Annotated in this window: 17 protein-coding genes and 4 tRNA genes; 9 read left to right on the top strand and 12 right to left on the bottom strand. The window is 43.3% G+C overall.

The genetic code is table 11. The features are described 5' to 3' along the window. Positions 1-232: 232 nt before the first annotated feature. The 3 genes from FQV37_RS10105 (at position 233) to FQV37_RS10095 (ending at position 1,565) form a co-directional block, all read left to right on the top strand. Positions 233-322, top strand: a tRNA-Ser gene (locus FQV37_RS10105). Positions 323-503: 181 nt separating this feature from the next. After that, positions 504-580: transfer RNA gene (locus FQV37_RS10100), tRNA-Arg, on the top strand. A gap of 322 nt (positions 581-902) precedes the next feature. Then, positions 903-1,565, top strand: coding sequence for an RDD family protein (locus tag FQV37_RS10095; protein ID WP_160022777.1), 663 nt, complete (start codon positions 903-905; stop codon positions 1,563-1,565). 61 nt (positions 1,566-1,626) lie between these two features. On the opposite strand, the gene FQV37_RS10090 is transcribed toward FQV37_RS10095, so the two are convergent. The 7 genes from FQV37_RS10090 to FQV37_RS10060 all read right to left on the bottom strand — a co-directional run bounded on the left by FQV37_RS10090 (position 1,627) and on the right by FQV37_RS10060 (position 6,590). Then, positions 1,627-2,652 carry a calcium/sodium antiporter gene (locus tag FQV37_RS10090; RefSeq protein ID WP_160022775.1) on the bottom strand — a complete coding sequence of 342 codons (1,026 nt, stop codon included), beginning with the start codon at positions 2,650-2,652 and terminating at the stop codon, positions 1,627-1,629. Between the two features lie 188 nt (positions 2,653-2,840). Continuing rightward, the gene (gene panD, locus FQV37_RS10085; RefSeq protein WP_025651868.1) at positions 2,841-3,221 is read right to left on the bottom strand and encodes an aspartate 1-decarboxylase; all 381 of its coding nucleotides are present in this window, start codon (positions 3,219-3,221) and stop codon (positions 2,841-2,843) included. Between the two features lie 159 nt (positions 3,222-3,380). Further along, the gene (pth, locus tag FQV37_RS10080; protein WP_160022773.1) at positions 3,381-3,962 is read right to left on the bottom strand and encodes an aminoacyl-tRNA hydrolase; all 582 of its coding nucleotides are present in this window, start codon (positions 3,960-3,962) and stop codon (positions 3,381-3,383) included. Between the two features lie 176 nt (positions 3,963-4,138). After that, positions 4,139-4,819 (bottom strand): 50S ribosomal protein L25/general stress protein Ctc, encoded by a 681-nt coding sequence (locus FQV37_RS10075; protein WP_160022771.1) that lies wholly within the window; start codon positions 4,817-4,819, stop codon positions 4,139-4,141. 322 nt (positions 4,820-5,141) lie between these two features. Then, complete coding sequence (locus FQV37_RS10070) at positions 5,142-6,089, bottom strand: ribose-phosphate pyrophosphokinase (protein WP_057758042.1); 948 nt, start codon at positions 6,087-6,089, stop codon at positions 5,142-5,144. A 109-nt stretch (positions 6,090-6,198) separates the two neighbouring features. Beyond that, positions 6,199-6,274: transfer RNA gene (locus tag FQV37_RS10065), tRNA-Gln, on the bottom strand. A 240-nt stretch (positions 6,275-6,514) separates the two neighbouring features. Beyond that, a tRNA-Gln gene (locus FQV37_RS10060) sits at positions 6,515-6,590 on the bottom strand. A gap of 338 nt (positions 6,591-6,928) precedes the next feature. Between FQV37_RS10060 and FQV37_RS10055 the strand changes: the two genes are divergently transcribed. Then, positions 6,929-7,351 (top strand): hypothetical protein, encoded by a 423-nt coding sequence (locus FQV37_RS10055; RefSeq protein ID WP_160022769.1) that lies wholly within the window; start codon positions 6,929-6,931, stop codon positions 7,349-7,351. A gap of 92 nt (positions 7,352-7,443) precedes the next feature. Here FQV37_RS10055 and ispE read toward each other — a convergent pair whose 3' ends face one another. From ispE to FQV37_RS10040, 3 genes are all read right to left on the bottom strand, one after another. Then, the gene (ispE, locus tag FQV37_RS10050; RefSeq protein WP_160022767.1) at positions 7,444-8,406 is read right to left on the bottom strand and encodes a 4-(cytidine 5'-diphospho)-2-C-methyl-D-erythritol kinase; all 963 of its coding nucleotides are present in this window, start codon (positions 8,404-8,406) and stop codon (positions 7,444-7,446) included. Between the two features lie 90 nt (positions 8,407-8,496). Next, positions 8,497-9,129: a lipoprotein insertase outer membrane protein LolB gene (gene lolB, locus FQV37_RS10045; protein WP_160022765.1), complete on the bottom strand. Its 633-nt coding sequence runs from the start codon at positions 9,127-9,129 to the stop codon at positions 8,497-8,499. Positions 9,130-9,319: 190 nt separating this feature from the next. Then, positions 9,320-11,260 carry a tetratricopeptide repeat protein gene (locus FQV37_RS10040; protein WP_160022763.1) on the bottom strand — a complete coding sequence of 647 codons (1,941 nt, stop codon included), beginning with the start codon at positions 11,258-11,260 and terminating at the stop codon, positions 9,320-9,322. A gap of 551 nt (positions 11,261-11,811) precedes the next feature. On the opposite strand from FQV37_RS10040, the gene hemA reads away from it, so the two are divergent. The 4 genes from hemA (at position 11,812) to FQV37_RS10020 (ending at position 15,918) form a co-directional block, all read left to right on the top strand. Beyond that, positions 11,812-13,221 carry a glutamyl-tRNA reductase gene (gene hemA / locus FQV37_RS10035; RefSeq protein WP_160022761.1) on the top strand — a complete coding sequence of 470 codons (1,410 nt, stop codon included), beginning with the start codon at positions 11,812-11,814 and terminating at the stop codon, positions 13,219-13,221. A gap of 356 nt (positions 13,222-13,577) precedes the next feature. After that, on the top strand, positions 13,578-14,714 hold the full coding sequence (locus tag FQV37_RS10030) for an aminotransferase class V-fold PLP-dependent enzyme (RefSeq protein ID WP_160022759.1): 1,137 nt from the start codon (positions 13,578-13,580) through the stop codon (positions 14,712-14,714). Between the two features lie 248 nt (positions 14,715-14,962). Then, on the top strand, positions 14,963-15,400 hold the full coding sequence (locus FQV37_RS10025) for a YeeE/YedE family protein (RefSeq protein ID WP_160022757.1): 438 nt from the start codon (positions 14,963-14,965) through the stop codon (positions 15,398-15,400). A 98-nt stretch (positions 15,401-15,498) separates the two neighbouring features. Then, positions 15,499-15,918 (top strand): DUF6691 family protein, encoded by a 420-nt coding sequence (locus tag FQV37_RS10020; RefSeq protein WP_102090866.1) that lies wholly within the window; start codon positions 15,499-15,501, stop codon positions 15,916-15,918. Positions 15,919-16,135: 217 nt separating this feature from the next. Here the strand turns inward: FQV37_RS10020 and FQV37_RS10015 are convergent, their stop codons facing one another. After that, on the bottom strand, positions 16,136-17,800 hold the full coding sequence (locus tag FQV37_RS10015) for an AMP-binding protein (RefSeq protein ID WP_160022755.1): 1,665 nt from the start codon (positions 17,798-17,800) through the stop codon (positions 16,136-16,138). Positions 17,801-18,203: 403 nt separating this feature from the next. Between FQV37_RS10015 and FQV37_RS10010 the strand changes: the two genes are divergently transcribed. Further along, a complete protein-coding gene (locus FQV37_RS10010; RefSeq protein ID WP_160022753.1) occupies positions 18,204-20,339 on the top strand; it encodes an NADPH-dependent 2,4-dienoyl-CoA reductase in 2,136 nt (711 codons plus the stop codon). A 144-nt stretch (positions 20,340-20,483) separates the two neighbouring features. On the opposite strand, the gene FQV37_RS10005 is transcribed toward FQV37_RS10010, so the two are convergent. Continuing rightward, positions 20,484-20,918 carry a hypothetical protein gene (locus FQV37_RS10005; RefSeq protein WP_160022751.1) on the bottom strand — a complete coding sequence of 145 codons (435 nt, stop codon included), beginning with the start codon at positions 20,916-20,918 and terminating at the stop codon, positions 20,484-20,486. Between the last annotated feature and the right edge of the window lie 85 nt (positions 20,919-21,003).

Below are 21,003 nucleotides of genomic sequence, written 5' to 3'. Positions count from 1 at the left end.
TAATATTAGTAAGCAGTTTGGTCGTTATATTTAGCAATGATATGTCGCAATTTTCCTTATAAAAATGCAATATAAGTACTTATATCTATAATTTTGATAAAAGCCGCATTAAATCTGTAGACAACGCTTGCAATTCGTTTTGGCTTTGTTATAATACTCGCCCACGACATGAGACGTATTGTTAGCATCAATACTATGTTTATAGATTTTTTATAAATGTCTTGAATCGTTAGGTGAAGTGGGTGAGTGGCTGAAACCAGTTCCCTGCTAAGGAACCATACGTGTAAGCGTATCGAGGGTTCGAATCCCTCCTTCACCGCCATTTATTCAGTTGTTATTAGAGTAATAACGCAATATACTGCGTTAAACATTTTAATAATTAATTCAAAAAATAATTTGTTTTAATTAAAAAAGATGTTGACACAAGCGATATTATCTATATAATGACCAACCTAATTTACTGCAAAAGATATTATCTTCGCAGTGGATAAAGTGCAAAATACGCGCCTGTAGCTCAGTTGGATAGAGCACTTGGCTACGAACTAAGGGGTCGGGAGTTCGAATCTCTCCAGGCGCACCATTTGCATAATAGCTTAATTTAAGCTAAAAAATATTAAAATAATCGCCTGTCTTATGACAATTGGCGGTTTTTTTATGTCTGTAACTTTCACCCTTCTACTTATTTATTCTTCGACCATCTCTTGTATGTAGCATGATTGGATAGCCAACTAATAATATTAGAAAGCAATCTACGATATTGGAGAGCAATCTATGATATTGGACGGCCATCTACGATTTTAGGCCATCTACGATGTTAAATAGTCATCTAGGATAATGTACGATAGCCCCACCATTTACGGTACAATAGCGTTACTATTCACTGCTTGCTATGAGCTTGTACCATGTCAAAAAGTCCATCTAAACGTCCGTCAAAAACGACTCGCAAATCAAAGCCTCAATCTAGTGCGCCTGTACAGCAAGATCCTAACGAAGAGCCAACCATCGCTAAGCCTATGATTCGTGTCGTGGCGATTCTCTATGATGGTATGCTGATTTTGGCATTACTGTTTTTGGTCGGTACTATATTGACTGTGGTGGGTACACTGTTGACCATGGAGACGGGTACTGAATCCTCACAAGCTCAGTCGCTACCGCTCTGGTATCAGAACGCCATTATGACGCCGTCATTTGTACTGACACTCGTGGCATTCTATGGGATATTTTGGCGCCGTGGTGGTCAGACATTAGGTATGCAGACGTGGCGATTAAAAACGATTAATGATGCAGGCCAATGGCTAACGTGGGGTCAGTCGTTTAAACGTATTTTGGCCGCTTGTTTGATGCCGCTGATTTTCGGCATTATTGGCAGTCTTATTGACGGATCACGCGCCGCCTTATTGGCCAGTGCGTTTCTTGGTTTGGTATTCAACTATGTGTTCTGCCTATTCAACCCTCGCGGTTTGGCAGTACAAGATATGCTGTCCAACACCATCACCCTAAAGATGCCAAAAGTGGCACATGAAGGGCTATGGCGCGGTTTTAAAAATCGTAAGAAAAAACCGTAGTCTGATTTTATCGACGTAATAATTTAGTCTTATCATTGCTCAGTTGCTTTAGCCTAACCAGTTACATACTAACGCTTTGAATCAGCCATGCGGTGTAGCCCATAAAGAACAGTACCAACGTAGCACCTGACGTACGACCGAACTGGCGTTTTGTTTTAAAGGCAAATACGCATAGGGTAAATAGCAATATCGTCAAGACTCCCATTGCCATTACATCACGTGACAGAATCACTGGATCGGCGGCTATAGGAGCAATGACCGTTGCCAAGCCGACAACTGCCAAAGTATTAAAGATATTAGAGCCGATGATATTGCCGAGCGCCATATCATGCTCGCCTTTACGAGCTGCTGACAAGCTCGATACCAGTTCAGGTAATGAGGTCCCAACGGCGACAATCGTTAGACCAATGATGAGCTCACTAAGACCCCATAGCGTTGCTAACTCGACAGCACCCCAAACGATAGCGCGTGAGCTGGCTACGAGCATCAGCATACCGATAATTAAACTGACAAGACCACGCGTTACACTTGGTTCTAGCTTTTCTAAGCTCTCTGAGTTATTTAAGTGCTCTAAGTTATTTGAGTGCGCTGAGTCAGCATTAGCCACGACTATATCGTCTTCGTGCTCATGATAGCCTTCGCGTATACTCATTATGATCTGTAGCCCTAAAACGGCGACCAACAAAATCAACAATACGATACCATCAACTTGGCTCAATGTCCCATCACGTAGCTGCCAAGCGGCAATGACAGTAATTAGCAGCAGCAAGGGCAAGTCGCGTTTTACGATGCCTCTACGGATGATAATAGGGCTAATCAATACGGTTGCACCGAGTACCAATGCGATGTTGATGATATTTGAGCCATAAGCGTTACCTAGAGCCAGCTCAGGGCTGCCTTCTATTGCTGCTAGTACTGATACCACCATCTCAGGCGCTGACGTGCCTATACCCAATATTAAGACACCAATTAAGAAGCTAGGCACACTAAACTTCTTTGCTAGTGCTGTTGCCCCATCAATGAAGACATCGGCACTCCAAACTAAAATTGCTAACCCAATCAGTATTGCAAGCGCGGCCAACCACATCAGTATGTTTCCTTGTATATGATGAAAAATGTGAATTTGATAAATAAAAGTGGTATAAAAAAAGCCGAATCTTGATTTAGATTCAGCTTTCCTTTTAGCATCGAGATTTTTAGTAATAATAGCAGCTAATTCAAAGATGTAACTTTGTGTTTATCTTAAATTTACCAAAACCTCACCATCCTGTCATATTAAGCAACTTGTACAGGAATGATATTTGCAGTGTCTTTTACAGTGTTGTCTTCGTTGCAATAGACCAGTTTTGGCTGATAAGTTTCGGCTTCCACTTCATCAAAATGCGCATAGGCACAGATAATGACGATGTCACCTAAGTCGGCCATATGAGCGGCGGCACCATTTAACGAAATAATACCAGAGCCTGCTTCAGCACGGATAGCATAGGTGCGAAAGCGCTTGCCATTGGTCACATTATAGATATCGATAGATTCGTTTTCACGTAGACCAGCCAGATCTAGTAAATCACCATCGATACCACACGAGCCTTCATAATGAAGCTCGGCATGGGTAACACGGGCACGGTGTAACTTGCATTTAAGCATATTAAGTAGCATAGGTTGCTTCCTTAGCGTAACTGATATTAATGAGCGTGACTGCTATTAAAAACTATCATTAGAAAAATGAGATATCAACTGACTTATTAATTAACCAAATCAAGAGGTTAATGGGGACAATATCGCCAAAATAAAAGGCGCTGTTATTCATTCGACCTATTATTCTGGACCTTTGAAACTATTAATCTGAGAGCGAGCTTTTTCAATATCACCACTTAACAGCAGGGGCAAAGCTTCAAACGCGGCGCTCAAGGCGCTATCAATGGCAATTTGCTCATCGGGGGAAGCTTTTGATAGGACGTGTCCGCTGACTTTAGACTTGTGTCCCGGATGCCCAATACCCACGCGCAGGCGATGAAAGTCGTTGCCAATATGCGGCGTGATATCGCGCAAACCGTTATGACCACCATGTCCGCCATCGGTTTTGAGCTTGATGCTGCCCGCTGGAATATCGAGCTCATCATGGGCAATCAGCAACTCATCATTTTGGATGCCATAGAAATTTACCATAGGCACCACTGACTGACCAGATTTATTCATAAACGTCAGCGGCATAAGTAAACGCACATCAGATCCATGAATCTGCCCACGCCCTGTCACTCCATGAAATTTCTTATCAGGGGAGAGCGTGATATTAAACTGCTGAGCCAAATGATGGACAAACCAAAATCCTGCATTATGACGCGTAAACATATACTGCTGACCAGGATTACCAAGACCGACAATAAGCTTTATGGCCATAAAAACACCCTGCTTGAATTTGATAAATAGGGGTAAGGATTGAAGTACTGATAGACAGTTTATTTTCAAACCTTACTTACAAAAACAGCAGGAGATTTTAATCACCTGCTGTCTTATTGACTAAACGAATGTATCACTAACCAGCACAAAATAATGCACTAGTTAGAAATAGTATATTACTCGCTGTCTTTGTTTTCGTCAGTACCGTCGTTTTGCTCAGTTGCTGGTACTTCATCAGCATCAACGTCAGCATCAGCATCAACTTCTTCTACTGTTGGTGGCTGCATGTTAACGATAGTACGGTCATGACCGTCTTCTAGCTCAAGCTCATGGATAACAACGCCTTCAGGAAGTTTGATGTCTGATAGACGGAACAAATCACCGATTTCCATACCAGATACGTCTACTTCTAGGTATTCAGGTAGCTGTGATGGTAGGCAGATGATTTCGATATCAGATACTAGCGTTGATAGTACACCAGCAGCAGCAGTACCCGGCGCATCTTCACGACCAGTGAAATGCACAGGAACATTCATGTGGATTTTTTGACCTTTCACAATACGCTGGAAGTCAGCATGCATTGGGAAGCCTTTAGCTGGATGGCGCTGCAAGTCTTTGATAACGGCTTGATGCTCTTCGCCGTCAACATTGATGGTCAAAATGTGCGAGAAGAAGGCTTCGAATTCAAGTGATTTTACCAACTCGTTAAGCTTGATAGAGATCGCTGTTGGCTCTTCGTTACCACCATAGATGATAGCAGGCACAAGATTCTGCTTACGTAGGCGGCGGCTCGCACCTTTACCTTGTAGTTCAGCAGCACGATCAATGGCGTTTAGTTCAAAATGATTAATGCTCATGGATATAATCCTATAGAGAGTATGTGAAGTATCTACCAGTAATAACAGACTTGCGACCAGTCTATCACTGGATAATCAATACTTTAGAAAGTATCAATCATGTCGCTAAGTATAAAAATACCTAAAAATAATAAAGGTTAGCTAATGATGAATACAGGCGCGCATTATACGTGATTCTTTAACAATAATAAAGACCTACGTGAAATGGCTATTTAAAGTGAATATACAATAAACAACGAAAAGTGATTAAAAAAAACGCCAAGTCGTAAAACTTGGCATTTTTTTAACAGATTTTTTAGTAACGGACAATCTTAAGCGTTACCTAAGCGTCAAACATCGCACTGATAGATTCTTCGTTATTGATACGGCGTAAGCTTTCAGCCAGCATCGGTGCAATACTTACCTGACGGATTTTGCTACAAGCTTTCGCTTCAGCCGATAATGGAATCGTATCGGTCACAACCACTTCATCCAATGCAGATTCGCTGATGTTTTTCAGTGCGTTACCTGATAGGACAGGATGCGTGATGTAAGCCAAGACGCGACGGGCACCATTTTCTTTCAATGCTTCGGCAGCTTTACACAATGTACCTGCAGTATCGACCATATCGTCAACGATAACGCAATCACGGTCACGAACATCACCAATGATATGCATTACTTGTGACTCATTGGCGCGAGCACGGCGCTTATCAATAATTGCCATGTCGGTATCGCCTAACTGCTTAGCCATCGCACGTGCACGAACCACACCGCCTACGTCAGGTGAAACAACCATGATATTGTCATAGTCTTGCTTTTGTAGGTCGTTTAGCAATACAGGTGTGCCGTAGATATTGTCTACAGGGATATCAAAGAAACCCTGAATCTGATCTGAGTGCAAATCAACAGTCATTACGCGATCGATACTGACGATATTTAGCATGTCAGCGACTACTTTAGCCGAGATAGGTACACGAGCTGAGCGTGGACGACGATCCTGACGAGCATAACCAAAATACGGCATGACAGCTGTGATACGGCCAGCACTAGAGCGACGCAAAGCGTCAGCCATCATCATGATTTCCATCAAGTTGTCGTTGGTCGGTGCACAAGTAGGCTGCATGATAAACACATCTTTACCACGTACGTGTTCTTTGATTTCCACGGCAATTTCGCCATCAGAAAAACGCGTGATGTCAGCTTTACCAAGAGGTATGTGAAGATGATCGGCTACGGTTTTTGCTAATTCTGGGTGGGCATTACCCGTAAAAATCGCCAAATAAGGCATGACAGAAGTCCTATTGATTGACTCAAGCAGCGACCGCTAAGCAGTGTCAAACTGCTCAAATTAAGAAAAGAGTGGTGAAGGTGTTGAAGTATACTATTACAGTAAAAAATGGCAGGGGTAGCTGGACTCGAACCAACGGATGTCAGGATCAAAACCTGATGCCTTACCAACTTGGCTATACCCCTGTAATGTCTAGGCTATGAACAACCGATATATAATAGCGACTAAGTAGTCGTTCTTAACATGGTGTCATGACCTGTCAGTTATCTAAAAAACGGATAAACCGTTTAAAACATAACCTTTCCCTAGCGGTGTTCATTGCGAACTATACCGAAACTGGGATAACGTTGTCAATGACAATAGCATAAGAGGTTGTCTATAAACCGCTTATACTCACTGTATTTCTAACGCTTCGTACTAAAAAATGGCAGGGGTAGCTGGACTCGAACCAACGGATGTCAGGATCAAAACCTGATGCCTTACCAACTTGGCTATACCCCTATTGTGGCGACCTATTATAAGTAAATTTTCAGATTTTGCAAGTCATTTTGTGCTTTTTTATAGGATTCATTGATGATGTACTGATGTTGATAAAAAATATCGACTCGCAATCAAAGTCATGATTGAGGTCAGTTGTCATTATCGTTCTATTAAATTGGAAAGTTTTTTATCTGACATATTAACTAAAGTAATGAATTCATTGTTCTTAAGGTAGAGATCACAAGATTGTGAAACTTTGTGATAATTTAATCGCCTAATGCTATATTTCATTAAAAATATGCTCTATGCTTTATTAATTCTAGATGAGCTTTCTAACAAACTATTTATGGAAAAGTAATATGACAACAGAGTATGACAAAGGACAACAACTACTAAGGTTTCATTTATACCTAGCTTATCCACACACTCCTGAGGATTATGAAGAATTTGATGCACAATACATTGCTAATGATTCGCATATGGATGAATTCGCTATATTCTTTGATGAGGATACTATATTTGAAAGAATAGTTAGGCATGAAGGCTTAGAAGAGTTAGCTAATCTGATTCACCATGTGCTAGAGAATTATAGTGATAATCCTTACATATTTAATGACCAAAAAAGTGCTCAAAATTTTGTTAATACTCTCAAAACGATAGACTTACAAAATTTTTGCGTTCATAAATATGAATTGGAGAGCTTTGCTAGTTTAATAAGTTTATATAGCGATATTGCAAACGAGTCGTGTGCTGGAATGTCAATAATAGGATATGCACCTTAACAAAGTTTGAGTAGAGTGCGCCTAGAACACATAGATAATGTGAAATTTTTAAAAAGGGAGCGTTAAGCATACCTTAATTCTTGAATAGTATCCTACAAACTCCCCACCAAATATCCTTTACAAGGCGCACCTTCAATCCACTTCGCCACAAGTTTTTTGTTAGTAGCCACACTCGCATCTAGAGGTAAAAACACGGCACTACCAGAGCCAGTCATTCGTGCTGTGCCGAGTGTTTGCGCTTCTAACCCCTGTAGATAACTTAAGGCATCTGCAACAGCAGAAGCGAGGCTTGTGACGACTGGGGTAAAGACATTATGATAGGGCGTAGTGAGCGTTTGTACATAGTCAGCGTATTGGTTTTGGATAGTTGCAACCGATAGGGGCGCGATATCTCGCTGTAGTTTGGAATGTGCAAATAGTTTGGCAGTATTTACATGAGCGTTAGGCGTCAGTACTAAATATTGCTGGTCAGGCAACTCAATCGTAGTCAGTTCTTCACCAATTCCCATGGCAATAGCGTCTTGGCCAAAGATAAATATCGGTACATCCGCACCTACAGTCGCGCCAATCTTTATAAGCTCATCACAGGTAAAATTAAGCTGCCAAATCTCATTGAGCACCAGCATAGCCGTTGCTGCATTAGATGAGCCACCACCTAGACCCGCACCCATTGGCAAATGCTTATCTAAAGTGATATTCACTTTTGCTAACTGCTCAGGTAAAATATTTGACTGTATGGCAGATGCTAGCAATGCGCGTGCCGCTTTGAAAATTAAATTATCTTCTATACTAATAGTGATAGCCTCTGCACCATCCAATATCAGTAGCTGACGACAGAATTGATTAGCACTTAATTCACTAGCTATAGTAGAAATTACGACATCGTTACTAACCGAAAAATGCAAGTAATCGCCCCAGTCAAGCAGGCGAAATACCGTTTGCAAATTATGATAGCCATCGGCTCGTTTACCAGTGATGTGCAAAAACAGATTGAGTTTTGCAGGTGATAAACGGGTAATCATAGAAGCAGATGGTTCGGCCATATTTTCAGTCATATTTTTTTATCATAAGGTGCAGTTATAAGCAGCTATCTTAATTAGCAATGATGGTTTTTAGCAGGCTTTCTGTTGTTAATAAAAGATGGATTAATGGTTAATCGTCATTACAACTTTGTTGCCTTGTGGTTGTACGGCACTAATTTTACTAGGTAGCTTATCCGTACCTTTATAAGTAAAGCTGGCTGTCCACTCACCATTGACTGAGCTAACTAAGCGGTTCTGACTATCCATTTGTGGTGCACTGTCTGAAGGTGCCGGGCGACCAGAAATCCAGTAAGGCATTTGTGAAATTGGCGCTTGCCAACCAGTGGCTTTCTTTAGCAAAGTTTCAGGATCGTCAGCGGTCAATGTACCTGTCTTTTCGCTAACTAGAATAGCGGTCTGACCATTGTATTCAATGTTTGTTTTACCGATACCAAGTGCGCCAATCAGCTCAATGGCAAATCGGTCGTTTTGCTGACCCCATGCATAAAACGCACTACCACCTTGGGTACCGGTCGAATCATTCGCAGGCGTCGTGACCCCAATTTTACCGGTGATATTGAAGTTCTCTAGCTTTTTGGGTTGCTCAGCGTTTTGACCTTGTACAGTGGTCGTTGGTTGGTTGGTCGCGTTGGCCGTTTTTAATGACTGACAACCAGAGGTAATGACCATTGCCGCAGTTATAGCAGTGAACAAAGCCAATTTATTTGTTTTATAAGAAGTGGTTGATGCTGACATAATAGTTTCTCAAAATGGAAAGATGAACAAAGATATTAGCTTAAGCGTTATTTGTTGCTCGGTTATGCACGGCTGTTAACTTCTTATAACGACCTTGTAATTTATAAATGCTTCGGTTTTATAAAGACCTTGTCAATTATCATATCTCTGTAACCGCAAAGCTCGAATAGCACATCCAAAATCAGCGCTATTAATACAGCTGTATGCGGTCATTGATATTGTGCTGTCCAAATGAGAAGCGCTGCTGCAAATCTGCGAGTAACGCCTCAACTTTGTCATTGTTACCTAAGCCTTGGTAGGCGCGCAATAACAGCGTGCCTGAACGCAAGGTTGGTAGCACATCATAAGGTGTCTGTAGGTAGTCGATGACCTGCTGATAGTTCTCTTTGGCTAATGCATTGCCTGCCAAGACATTTAAGGCTTGCAGATGTAGGTCGTTATCATAACGTGGATCATCATAGCGAATCTGAATAATCGCTGTCGCTAGTGCCAGTCCTTGCTCTGAGCTGCGCTCATTTGCCAGTAGCAACTGTGCATAGCTCAACTGATAGGACAAGTTGCTAGGATCTAAAGCCTGCAAATGGTTGAGCAGGGTGCGCTTAACGACATAGTCTTCTTTATCATCTAACAGCTGAGCCCGTGCAAAGAGTAGCATCTCATTGTCAGGATATTTACGAGCGGCACGGGTTAGTAAACGCAGTGCTTCATCCGACTCGTTTTGTTGCCACAAAATATCGGCTTGCATGACAAAAGTGTCAGGCGCGAATACCGTAAAATCTTTGCGCAGCTTCTCTAAAGTCGCGATTGCCCCATCGACGTCGTTATCGAGTAATTCAAACGCCACTACCTTTCTACGCGCTTCTAATACCAAATCCTCTTGCATGACGCCATTGAGATAGTATTTGGCTTGATCGAACAACTGCTGACGCTCAGCACTGATACCCAGATAGTAATAGGCTTGATCAAGATAAGCTGGACTCTTGGCAAGCATATTGAGTAGCTCATCAGCACTAGCGTACTCTTCAATATCCAAGCTCACTAAAGCTGCTAGCAGGGTAATCTCAGAATCATCACTGAAGCGGTTATGCGCCTCAAGCAGTAACTTCCACGCTTGTTCGCTTTGCTTTACATCTAATAGATAGCGAATCTCATATAGATATAAGCTTTTGCTATCAGGGTTGCGTAGACGAGCTTGACTGACATAATTGATAACAGTCTCTGCGGTCACGATTTTACGCAATATATCCGCTTTTAAGGTAATAAAGGGCACGTAGTCTGGCTGACGATCTAGCGCTCGATTGATATGAACGATAGCGACTTCAGGTTCGTTAAACTGATAGAGTAAACCCGCTTTTAACACTGACAATGAGGCATTTTGCTCGCTATCTAGTGGTTGCAACGCGGCAAGAAGCTCTCGTTTGTCATCATCATTATTTGGATAAATACCTATGAGGATTTCGCTTAAGTCTGCGCGTGGATCATAGCGCAAGATGCGGTTTAACGTTTCACCCGCTAATATATAGTCGTGGGCACGTAGTGCCAAATGTGCGACATAAAACCAAGCGGGTACGTGGTCAGGGTTTTGGTCCTGCCATGTCTTGGCAAACTGTAATGAGTCCTCAACCCTTTCGTTACGCAATGACAGGCTAAGCGCTCTCTCAAACACCGCTGTCGCATCTTCTTTAAAAGACTGTTGCTTATAAATAGAGACCGCACGTCGTTTGTCATCGCGATCAGCAGCAAACTCGGCATCCAGTAGAGCGTACAAGCTTGGTTCACTAAGCTCAGGCTGCCATAGGCTGGCTGGCGCTAGGCCGTTAATATTTTTTACGTTTTCTATGGTGAGCGTGTCTTCATTATAAGGTGTATCGAACAGAGCACTATCATTATCTGGTTTATCGGCAGTTGCTTTAATATCGGTAGCAACGGATACTTTAGGAATTTTTGCTTCTAGCAATATATCGGGATGGCTGGCATGGACAGGGGCTGCCAAACACAGGCACACAGCTAGAGACAACGCTAGCTTATATCGTTGACACAGGCGCTCAATAGCGACATGCAATAAAGCACGGAAGCTAGAGTATTCGCTATAGGGATGTGGTGACCGAAGTAATGACCCAAAAAAAATCATAGATAGCCGTATTCGCCCATGGTTTACCTACACAGATAAGGCAAGTTTGTTTTAATCATTTTACGTTAGATATTGGCAATATATACCCATGACAAGCATTATAAGAGTAGACCGATGAGATAAACAATAGCATCCGTGTTACTCAGATAGTGGCATGTCTGACCGTATGAATATGCTACTAGTAGCGAGTACGTTGCCAAAGAACGATACTGAAGATAATTAAATATAGATAGGTCTGTCGAACTGAATATTATAGAAATATAACAAGTTAAGATAGAGTAAGCGAATGATTTAACATTATATTATTGACCATAAGTCAAAACCCAGCTATTGATTTTATAAATCGTATGAGTAGTTGATTTGTTACATTTGCGACCAGATACAGAGATATGGTTATCATAGATGGGTGAGTGTTAATTAAAGCCCGCAATAATGATATAATAGGCGGTTTTTAGGGTCTTCCTTTTTAGCGCTGTCGTCAAAAACTGTCTTTTAAAAATAATAAGATAGCGTAAGGGGCAACTGAGCGTCATGTTTATGGTCTATCGATAATGAGATTAGTGGTCATTGGGGTCAATCACAAAACTGCACCAGTCGCTCTGCGAGAGCGCTTGGCACTTGTGGGTGACGATATAAATGTCGCGCTCAAACAAATAGAAGCCTTTACTGATGGTAGCGTGATCGTCTCTACTTGTAACCGCACCGAAATCTATGCGCTAGTGCCGCACACTTCAACGTCGCATCATGCTAACGGCCAAATATCTGACTCACAATTACCCAATTTGCAAGATGTCAAAGCCGCAGGACAGTCATCCAATAATGCTTTTAGTAGTAGCATGAATATCTCGTCTGCTGCGATTAGTGCGCATATTACCAAAATCAAAACGTGGCTGGCTGACTTCAAGCAATTGCCACTCGTTGATATTGATCCTTATCTCTATGTACATCGTGATACTCATGCATTGACTCATTGGTTAAGAGTAGCGGCTGGTCTCGACTCTATGATATTGGGTGAGCCGCAGATTCTCGGTCAAATCAAAAACTCTGTGCATCTGGCTCAAGACCAAAAAGTACTCAGTAATCAGCTAGGCTGGATCATCGATCAAGTATTCGCTGCCGCCAAACGAGTGCGTAATGAGACGCAGGTTGGCGCCCAAGCCGTATCGCTTAGCTTTGCCGCAGCCAAATTGGTCACACAAATATTTGATGATTTACCCAGTCGTACTCTACTGGTTGTTGCCGCAGGCGAGATGAATCGCTTGGTTGCCACCCATATCGCAGGGCTAGGGGTCGGACGAGTTATTATCTGTAACCGTAATCCCGAACGTGCCGAAGCGTTAGCGGCTGAACTACGTGGCCCTAATCGCCGTGTAGACGTTAGACCTTTACAGGAGTTGCCGCAAGTATTGGCAGAAGCCGATATCGTTAGTAGTTGTAGTGGCAGTATGGATTTGTTGATTGATAAGACAATGACCATACAAGCGCTAAAACGTCGCCGTTATCAGCCAATGCTTATGATAGATCTGGCCGTACCGCGCGATATCGATTCGACCATTAGCCGTATTGATGATGTTTATCTGTACTCTGTCGATGATTTGCAGCATGTGATTGCAGGTAATATCGAGCAGCGTCGCCAAGCCGCAGTGGATGCTGAACTGTTAGTGAGTCAATTGGTGGTTGAAATAGATCGCCGCTTTCAGGTTCGCCAAGTTGGTAAAGATATTCAGCAATACCGCGCGTGTACTCAAGGTCAGGTGGATAAGCTGCTGCATGAATCTATTGCTAAGCTGCAACAGGACGATGTTAGTCCAGAAGATATCATCACTGAGCTATCGCGACGTTTGACTCAAACATTGACCCATGCACCATCGAAACTGATGCGCAAAGCCGCACGTGAAGGCGATAGTGAGTTGCTAGACTTCGTAGTGTCAGGACTACAAGATGCTCATCGAGGGCATTGATGCTTTCATCGTGGCTGTATAAGTCAAAACTTATCAACCAATACCTACCAATAAATGCTCGATAGCGCAAGTCATATCGTTGCCTGAGCGTATCGTTGTCAACCTTCAGTATCAGTGCTAATATCAAGCTCTCATGGATGGCTTAGGTCAAGATATGTGCTGGTGTTTGCTCGTAATATGACTACAAATATATTAACTTAATGTTAGTAGACCTCATCAGTGTCCGTTGTTTTTTGTTCGTTTAAAGACAATGCATCTCTAGACAGCGCAAGACCTCACCATCGAATAATAGCACTTGATTATAGTGCTATCTGATCCATGTCGCATATTATCTAACCATACACTAGGAGTGTTCAATGCCAGCATTACGTCAAGATATCGATCCAAACGGCTTATTAGAGTATTCAGTGGTTTACACCGATCGCGCGCTGAACCATATGTCAAAAGCCTTTCAGCAAGTGATGAACGACCTATCTAGTGACCTAAAATCTGTGTATAACGCTGACGCAGTGGTGATCGTTCCTGGTTCTGGTACTTATGGTATGGAAGCAGTCGCTCGCCAGTTGGCAAATGATGAGGACTGCCTAATCATTCGTAATGGCTGGTTCAGCTATCGTTGGACGCAAATCTTAGAAAAAGGCAAAATCGCCAAGTCATCTACAGTACTCACGGCCAATCGTGCCGACGATAGTGAGTCGCCGAAGCCGTTTGCTCCAGTCGATATCGACGTTGCCGTAGCCAAAATTAAAGAAGAAAAGCCAGCAGTGGTATTTGCACCGCATGTCGAAACCTCATCGGGTATCATCTTATCAGATGACTATATTAAATCACTGAGCGAGGCTGTGCATAGCGTTGGCGGACTGTTAGTCATTGATTGCATCGCTTCAGGCTGTGTATGGCTAGATATGAAAGCATTGGGCATCGATGTGCTGATTAGCGCACCGCAAAAAGGCTGGAGCAGTACACCGGGCGCTGGTTTGGTCATGCTAAGCGATGCTGCTGTCAAAAAAGTAGACAGTACTGAATCTGATAGTTTTAGTATCGACCTAAAGCAATGGTTAAATATCATGCGTGCTTACGAAAATGGCGGTCATGCGTACCATGCGACTATGCCGACAGACAGCTTACGTCAGTTCCGTGATGCTGTGAATGAAGCCAAAGCAATCGGTTTTGATAAATTGTGTGACGCGCAGTGGGCACTTGGCAAACGTATCCGTGAAGTATTAGAAGCTAAAGGCGTTGAGAGCGTCGCTGCTGCAGGTTTTAAAGCACCTGGCGTTGTCGTCTCTTATACTGATCGTGATGACATGCATAAGGGTAGCGCGTTTGCTGAAATCGGAGTGCAAATCGCGGCTGGCGTACCATTGAAAGTGGGCGAGCCTGATAACTTCAAAACTTTCCGTTTAGGTCTATTTGGCTTGGATAAATTGACTGATATCGATGGCACAGTAGAGCGTTTTGAAACGGCACTCGATAAAGTGCTGAGCCAGTAAAGATACCAATTAAGAGGGCTGATAAAGATATTAATAGGATAGCTTATTAAGTCTTTTTCACTGCCCTTTTTCATTGCCCTTTTTAAAGCCTTTACAGTATAGTCCTAACAGTTATAAAAAATACTGAACCATTAGTGTCATGCTAGGTTCAGTATTTTTTTACCTTTTTATTATATTTTATAATATAATGTATTTTTATAAATTAATACTCAAGTACGTATTTAATAAACTTAATTAGGTAGTCCGTTATGAGCATACAAATAGACTGGCAAGCATTTACGCCGATCTCCTTGGTAGGAGGTCTAATGCTAGGCGTAGCGACGGTTATCTTACTGCTAGGTATCGGTCGTATAGCAGGTATCAGTGGTATTTTTTCAAGCCTACTAAAACCCAAACGTGTAGAGATGTGGCAGGTGCTATTTATACTGGGTTTGGTCATCTCACCACTGCTATATCAGTTGGCAAGACCACTACCTGAGGTAGCTATCAGTACTTCCGTGCCATTATTGATTGGTGCAGGGTTACTGGTCGGCTTTGGCACGCGTTTAGGTTCAGGATGCACGAGTGGGCATGGTATCTGTGGTAATGCACGGCTGTCTCCACGGTCATTGGCAGCGACCGTCACCTTTATGCTGTTTGGGATTGTGACCGTTTATGTCGGTCGCCACGTATTAGGCCTGCTATAGCGAATTCATGGCAGATTGCCAGATAAATGCTAATAATTGGGCTCACGCGCGAACGACATATGATGGTTAATAAAAAATAATAATAGCGAGATACGACGATGCTAAAAAATATAATCGGATTGCTGGCAGGACTACTGTTTGGACTGGGACTACTGGTATCAGGTATGACCGATCCTGTAAAGGTACAAGGGTTTTTGGATATCTTTGGTGCATGGGATATCTCCCTTGCACTGGTGATGGGCGGTGGTCTGATCGTCGCTTTCTTCGGTGTGCGATTAGCAAAGCGTCAACAAAGCAGCTGGATCGGCACACCGATTGATATGCCAAGCAAAACTGTCATTAATAAAAAATTACTTATCGGTGCGATGTTGTTCGGTATCGGCTGGGGGCTGGTTGGTATCTGCCCAGGACCAGGAATTGTGTTGCTCGGTACTGGTCAATGGCAAGCCTATGTCTTTATTCCTGCCATGATTATAGGAATGCTGGTTTATCAATGGCTTGAGCCTAAGCTTGGGTAATATCGTTAATTTTCCATAAATATGGTCAGAGAACTACTAAGCGGCTACGGCGTTATCCTCCCTAGACGTACTATTTGTACAATCTGCAGTCGGCTGCCCTTGTACCCGTTTTAGCCTTCTTTGACTATAGGCGTGCGTCCATCAAAAAAGGTCAGCTATATATCGCTGACCTTTTTGATGGATGTTAATTGATGATATGACTTAATAGATTGCCGTTTTATTTCGCACTGGCAGTTACTTTTGGCGTTTCGTGTGCCAAGGACTTAGCCGCTTGGCGTAGCTCAAATTTTTGCACTTTACCGGTACTGGTCTTTGGGATTTCGGCAAAGACAATATATTTTGGGACTTTAAAACCTGCTAGGTGCTGACTACAATGCTCCATCACCGTATCACGTTGCAAAGTGCTGCCAGCGTGAATTTCGATAAAGGCGACAGGCACTTCGCCCCATTTATCATGTGGCGCGGCAACGACGGCACAGCTCTCAATCGCAGGTAGTTTATACAAGACGTTTTCTACCTCGATACTAGAGATATTCTCACCGCCTGAGATGATGATATCTTTTAGTCTGTCCATTATTTTGATATAGCCGTCAGGGTATTTAACACCCAAATCGCCTGTACGGAACCAGCCATCAGCGAATGCCTCTTCGGTAGCCTTGCGGCTTTTTAGATAGCCTTTCATCACCATATTGCCACGTAGCGCCAGCTCGCCCATCTCTTCCCCGTCAACGGCGACTGGCTCGGTAGTACCTTGCTTAAATACTTCAAACCCTGCCATCAAGTGAGAAGTCATGCCTTGGCGTGATTTCTTTTGGGCACGGGTGGCCACATCAAGCTCATTCCATTCTTCCTGCTCCGCACAAACCGTCACTGGCCCATATACTTCAGTGAGACCGTAGACGTGCGAGATATGAAAGCCCATTGCTTCCATCGCGGCCAGCATGGTTTCAGACGGCGGTGCACCAGCGACCCAGCCTTTGACCGTATGGGTGATAGCGTCTTTATACTCAGGTTTGCCGCCAGCAATCATATTGTGCACGACTGGCGCAGAGCAGTAGTGGCTAACTTGATACTTGGCAATCAGCTGCAATATCAAATCAGCATCAATTTTTCGCAAGCATACATTGACCCCAGCACGCTCGGCGATGGTCCACGGAAAGCACCAACCGTTGCAGTGAAACAGCGGCAGCGTCCACAGATATATCGGGTGTTTGGGCATGTCCCAATCTAAAATATTAGAGATAGCATTGAGAGTTGCACCACGATGGTGATAGACCACGCCTTTGGGCTTGCCTGTCGTCCCAGAGGTATAATTGAGCGCAATGGCGTCCCACTCATCTGTCGGCATCTCCCAATTATCCAAGCTGTCTGAACTGGCTATCAATGCTTCATAACTCATGTGCCCAAAACGCTCGACATTGACAGCCTTGTCCGTTGAATGAATGACGATTAAGTCTGGAAAAGTCTCATCGATGATTTCAGCATGTTCAGCAAATTCGCTGTCTAAGATTAAGACCTTGGCTTCGGAATGCTGTAAACAAAAGGTAAGCGCATTGATATCAAGACGAGTGTTCAAAGTACAGAGCACGCCGCCTGACATCGGCACACCAAAGGCGCATTCGACCATTGCTGGCGTGTTTGGCAACATAACAGCGACCGTATCATTTTTATCGATACCCAGTTTGCGCAGACCATCAGCCAGTTGACGACAGCGAGTATAGGTCTGTTGCCATGTCTGAGTGAGGTTATTGTGTTCTAGATCGTCATAAATGATGGCAGTCTTATCAGGATAAACTTGCGCGCTGCGAATGATAAAATCAATAGGTGTAAGTGGTTGATGGTTGGCGGCATTTTTGCCAAGACCTGTATGGAAATCTGTCATGATGATAGTCCTTTATCGTATTTCTATAATGCGTCAGTACATTAACGTCAGTATGTTCTTTAGTACAGTAATCTAGCATAGAAGTTATAGGTATAAGTCGATATTTATCGATTTATACCTTAGTCTAATTTTTAGGTGACATTAAGCTAACGGTATATAATCTACCTAAAATGTTGGCTGGGTTTTGTGGTGTTTGCTTAACCGTATGCCACATTACAACCTGATACACCGTCCTGCTCGTTATAGCAATTAATATAGTGCTCACTCATCAGTCGCTTGTCTGCATAGCTGACAATAATCGCGGTGTGTTACGATATCGATGATGCTAAACCCCTTTGGCCCACTAATTCTAAAAAGCCGTTTTTAAAAAGTAGCCTCATAAACTATTCATAAGGAAAATGATATGTCTGCCAGCCATAGTGCCAACACGATCCAAACCGCTAGCACCAATGAACACTATCCGCATCTATTTGAGCCGCTAGATTTGGGCTTTACTACGCTAAAAAACCGTCTGGTTATGGGCTCAATGCATACTGGGCTTGAAGACCGTTTTTATAATTATGGCAAGTTGGCGGCGTATTTTGCAGAACGTGCCAAGGGCGGCGTGGCAATGATGATCACTGGCGGCATCTCGCCCAATCGCGAAGGTTGGTTGTTGCCTGCTGGCGGAACGATGAATACTAAAGCTGACGTTATCAATCACCAGCGCGTCACCCGTGCTGTGCACAAGCACGACAGCAAAATCATCATGCAGATATTGCACAGTGGTCGCTATGGCTATCATCCATTTGCCGTATCATCTAGCCCAATCAAGTCACCAATCTCACCATTTAAGCCACGCAAGATGAGCATCAAAAACATCGAGCAAACGGTAAAAGACTATGCTCGCTCAGCCAAACTTGCCAAGCAAGCAGGCTATGATGGTGTCGAAATCATGGGTTCTGAGGGTTATCTGCTCAACCAGTTTTTATCAAGCCATGTGAATAAGCGTAAAGACATCTATGGTGGTGATATTCATGGTCGTATGAAGTTCGCTGTCGATGTGGTTAAAGCGGTACGTGAGGCGACTGGCGAAGACTTTATTATTCTATTCCGTTTATCAGTGATTGACTTGGTCAAAGACGGTAACGTCATGGATGAAGTCATCACCGTGGCTAAGGCGCTAGAAGAAGCGGGCGTGACCATCATGAACACTGGTATCGGCTGGCATGAAGCGCGTGTGCCGACTATCGTCACTAGCGTACCACGAGCCGCTTTCGTTGATTTCACTGCTGAAATCAAAAAGCACATTAGTATCCCGATGATGGCGGCTAACCGTATCAACATGCCAGAAACAGCAGAAGAAATCGTTGCGACTGGTCAAGCTGATATGATTCAAATGGCGCGTCCATTCTTGGCTGATGCGCATTGGGTCAATAAAGCCAAAAACGGTCAGACAGATCGCATTAACACCTGTATTGCTTGTAACCAAGCCTGCCTCGACCATACGTTCGAAAACAAACGCTCGACTTGTTTGGTCAATCCGCAAGCTTGTTATGAGACTGAACTGGTCTATAAGAAAACCAAAAAACCGAAAAAAGTCGCCGTCATCGGTGGCGGTGTCGCTGGTATGTCAGCCGCTCATGTGGCCGCTTTACGTGGTCATGACGTAACTCTGTTTGAAGCAAAAGACGTGCTAGGCGGGCAGTTTAACTACGCCAAAGTCATTCCTGGTAAAGAAGAGTTCTTTGAAACTATTCGCTACTATATCAATGAGCTTGAGCATCTGGGTGTTGAGATTAAACTGAACACCAAAGTTGATAAGGACATGCTTGAAAAAGCCAAGTTCCATCATGTCATCGTGGCAACGGGTGTCGTACCTAGAAGTCTAGAAGGTAAGCTCGAAGGGGCTGAGCTACCACAAGTCATGAGCTATGCTGAGCTGCTGTCTGGCGAAAAAGCAGTGGGTAATACAGTCGCGGTCATCGGTGCTGGTGGTATTGGCTTTGATGTAAGTGAGTATCTGACAGCCAATCATGGTAAGTCACTGGATGAGATCGGTCCTGAGGGACTAAAAGATCCAAGCTATCGCCCTGAGCCGCAGTCTATCAGCGAGTGGCGCGAAGAGTGGGGCGTGACCAACGATACCGACTATCAGAGTGATGGTGGTCTGGTCAGACCAGCAGCGATTAAACCAATTCGCCAAGTTTATCTCATGCAGCGTAGCAAAGGCCGTCTGGGTAGTGGTCTGAACAAAACCTCAGGCTGGGTACATCGTGCGCATATCAAATCGCACGGCGTGATCCAAGTCGCTGGCGTACAATATGACAAAATTACCAATGAAGGTATTTGGGTTACCAACTCGCAAGGTCAAAGCCAGCTACTCCGTGTCGATAGCGTCGTTGTCTGTGCCGGTCAAGAATCAGTCGTTGAGCTGATGCCAAACGTGGGTGATGCACCAGACGCACAATATCACCTAATTGGCGGTGCTAAGCTAGCAGCTGAACTAGATGCTAAACGTGCGATTCGTGATGGGGCTGAAGTCGCCGCTCAGATCTAAACTCTTTAGCATGAATGTTAAATAATGGACGGCGAGGGATATCTCTTGCCGTCTTTTTTTATTTAGAAGGAAAGTTTGACTTATTAAATTGGATATTCAGTTCAGCTTATGTTTATTTTGAGAGAATAGAGTGATTTTTTTCACTTATTCACGCTCTAATATAATACCGTCAAAATATCCTCGCGCACCACAACGCCCCCACCTAAACTGATCATCAATATCTTTTAATAACAAATGCGATTTACCTTTATAAGTTGCTGGATACAAGCGTAGTTCTAGGGTTTCATCTGGCTGATTATTATCGTTAATGACCCAATGGTTTTGTGACCACTTTGCGATACTATCTCCAATACTACAACTATGATAGTTAGTAAAAACCAAATCACTTTCAATCACAGAAAGGTAAGGTTTGTTATTAACCTCATTGATCGATAAAGTATTTTTTGCGTCTTGCAAAGTGTTTTTGCGCTTACCATCTACGTTATAGATCGAAAGCTGGAAATTCTTGGAAAATTCTCCAAAGGAGTTTTTGCTCGGTAAATCAGAAGAATTTAATTCATCTGAAAAATTCCAAGCCACACCGTAACTGCTTTGCTCTTCGATATTGTAGTGGTCAACTAATTTAGGACACCTGATAAGAGGTTTTTGTTAAAATAGCGTCTCT

The organism is Psychrobacter nivimaris (assembly GCF_009812035.1).
In the GTDB taxonomy this organism is placed as follows: Bacteria; Pseudomonadota; Gammaproteobacteria; order Pseudomonadales; family Moraxellaceae; genus Psychrobacter; species Psychrobacter nivimaris.
This window is presented reverse-complemented; position numbering and strand designations above follow the sequence as displayed.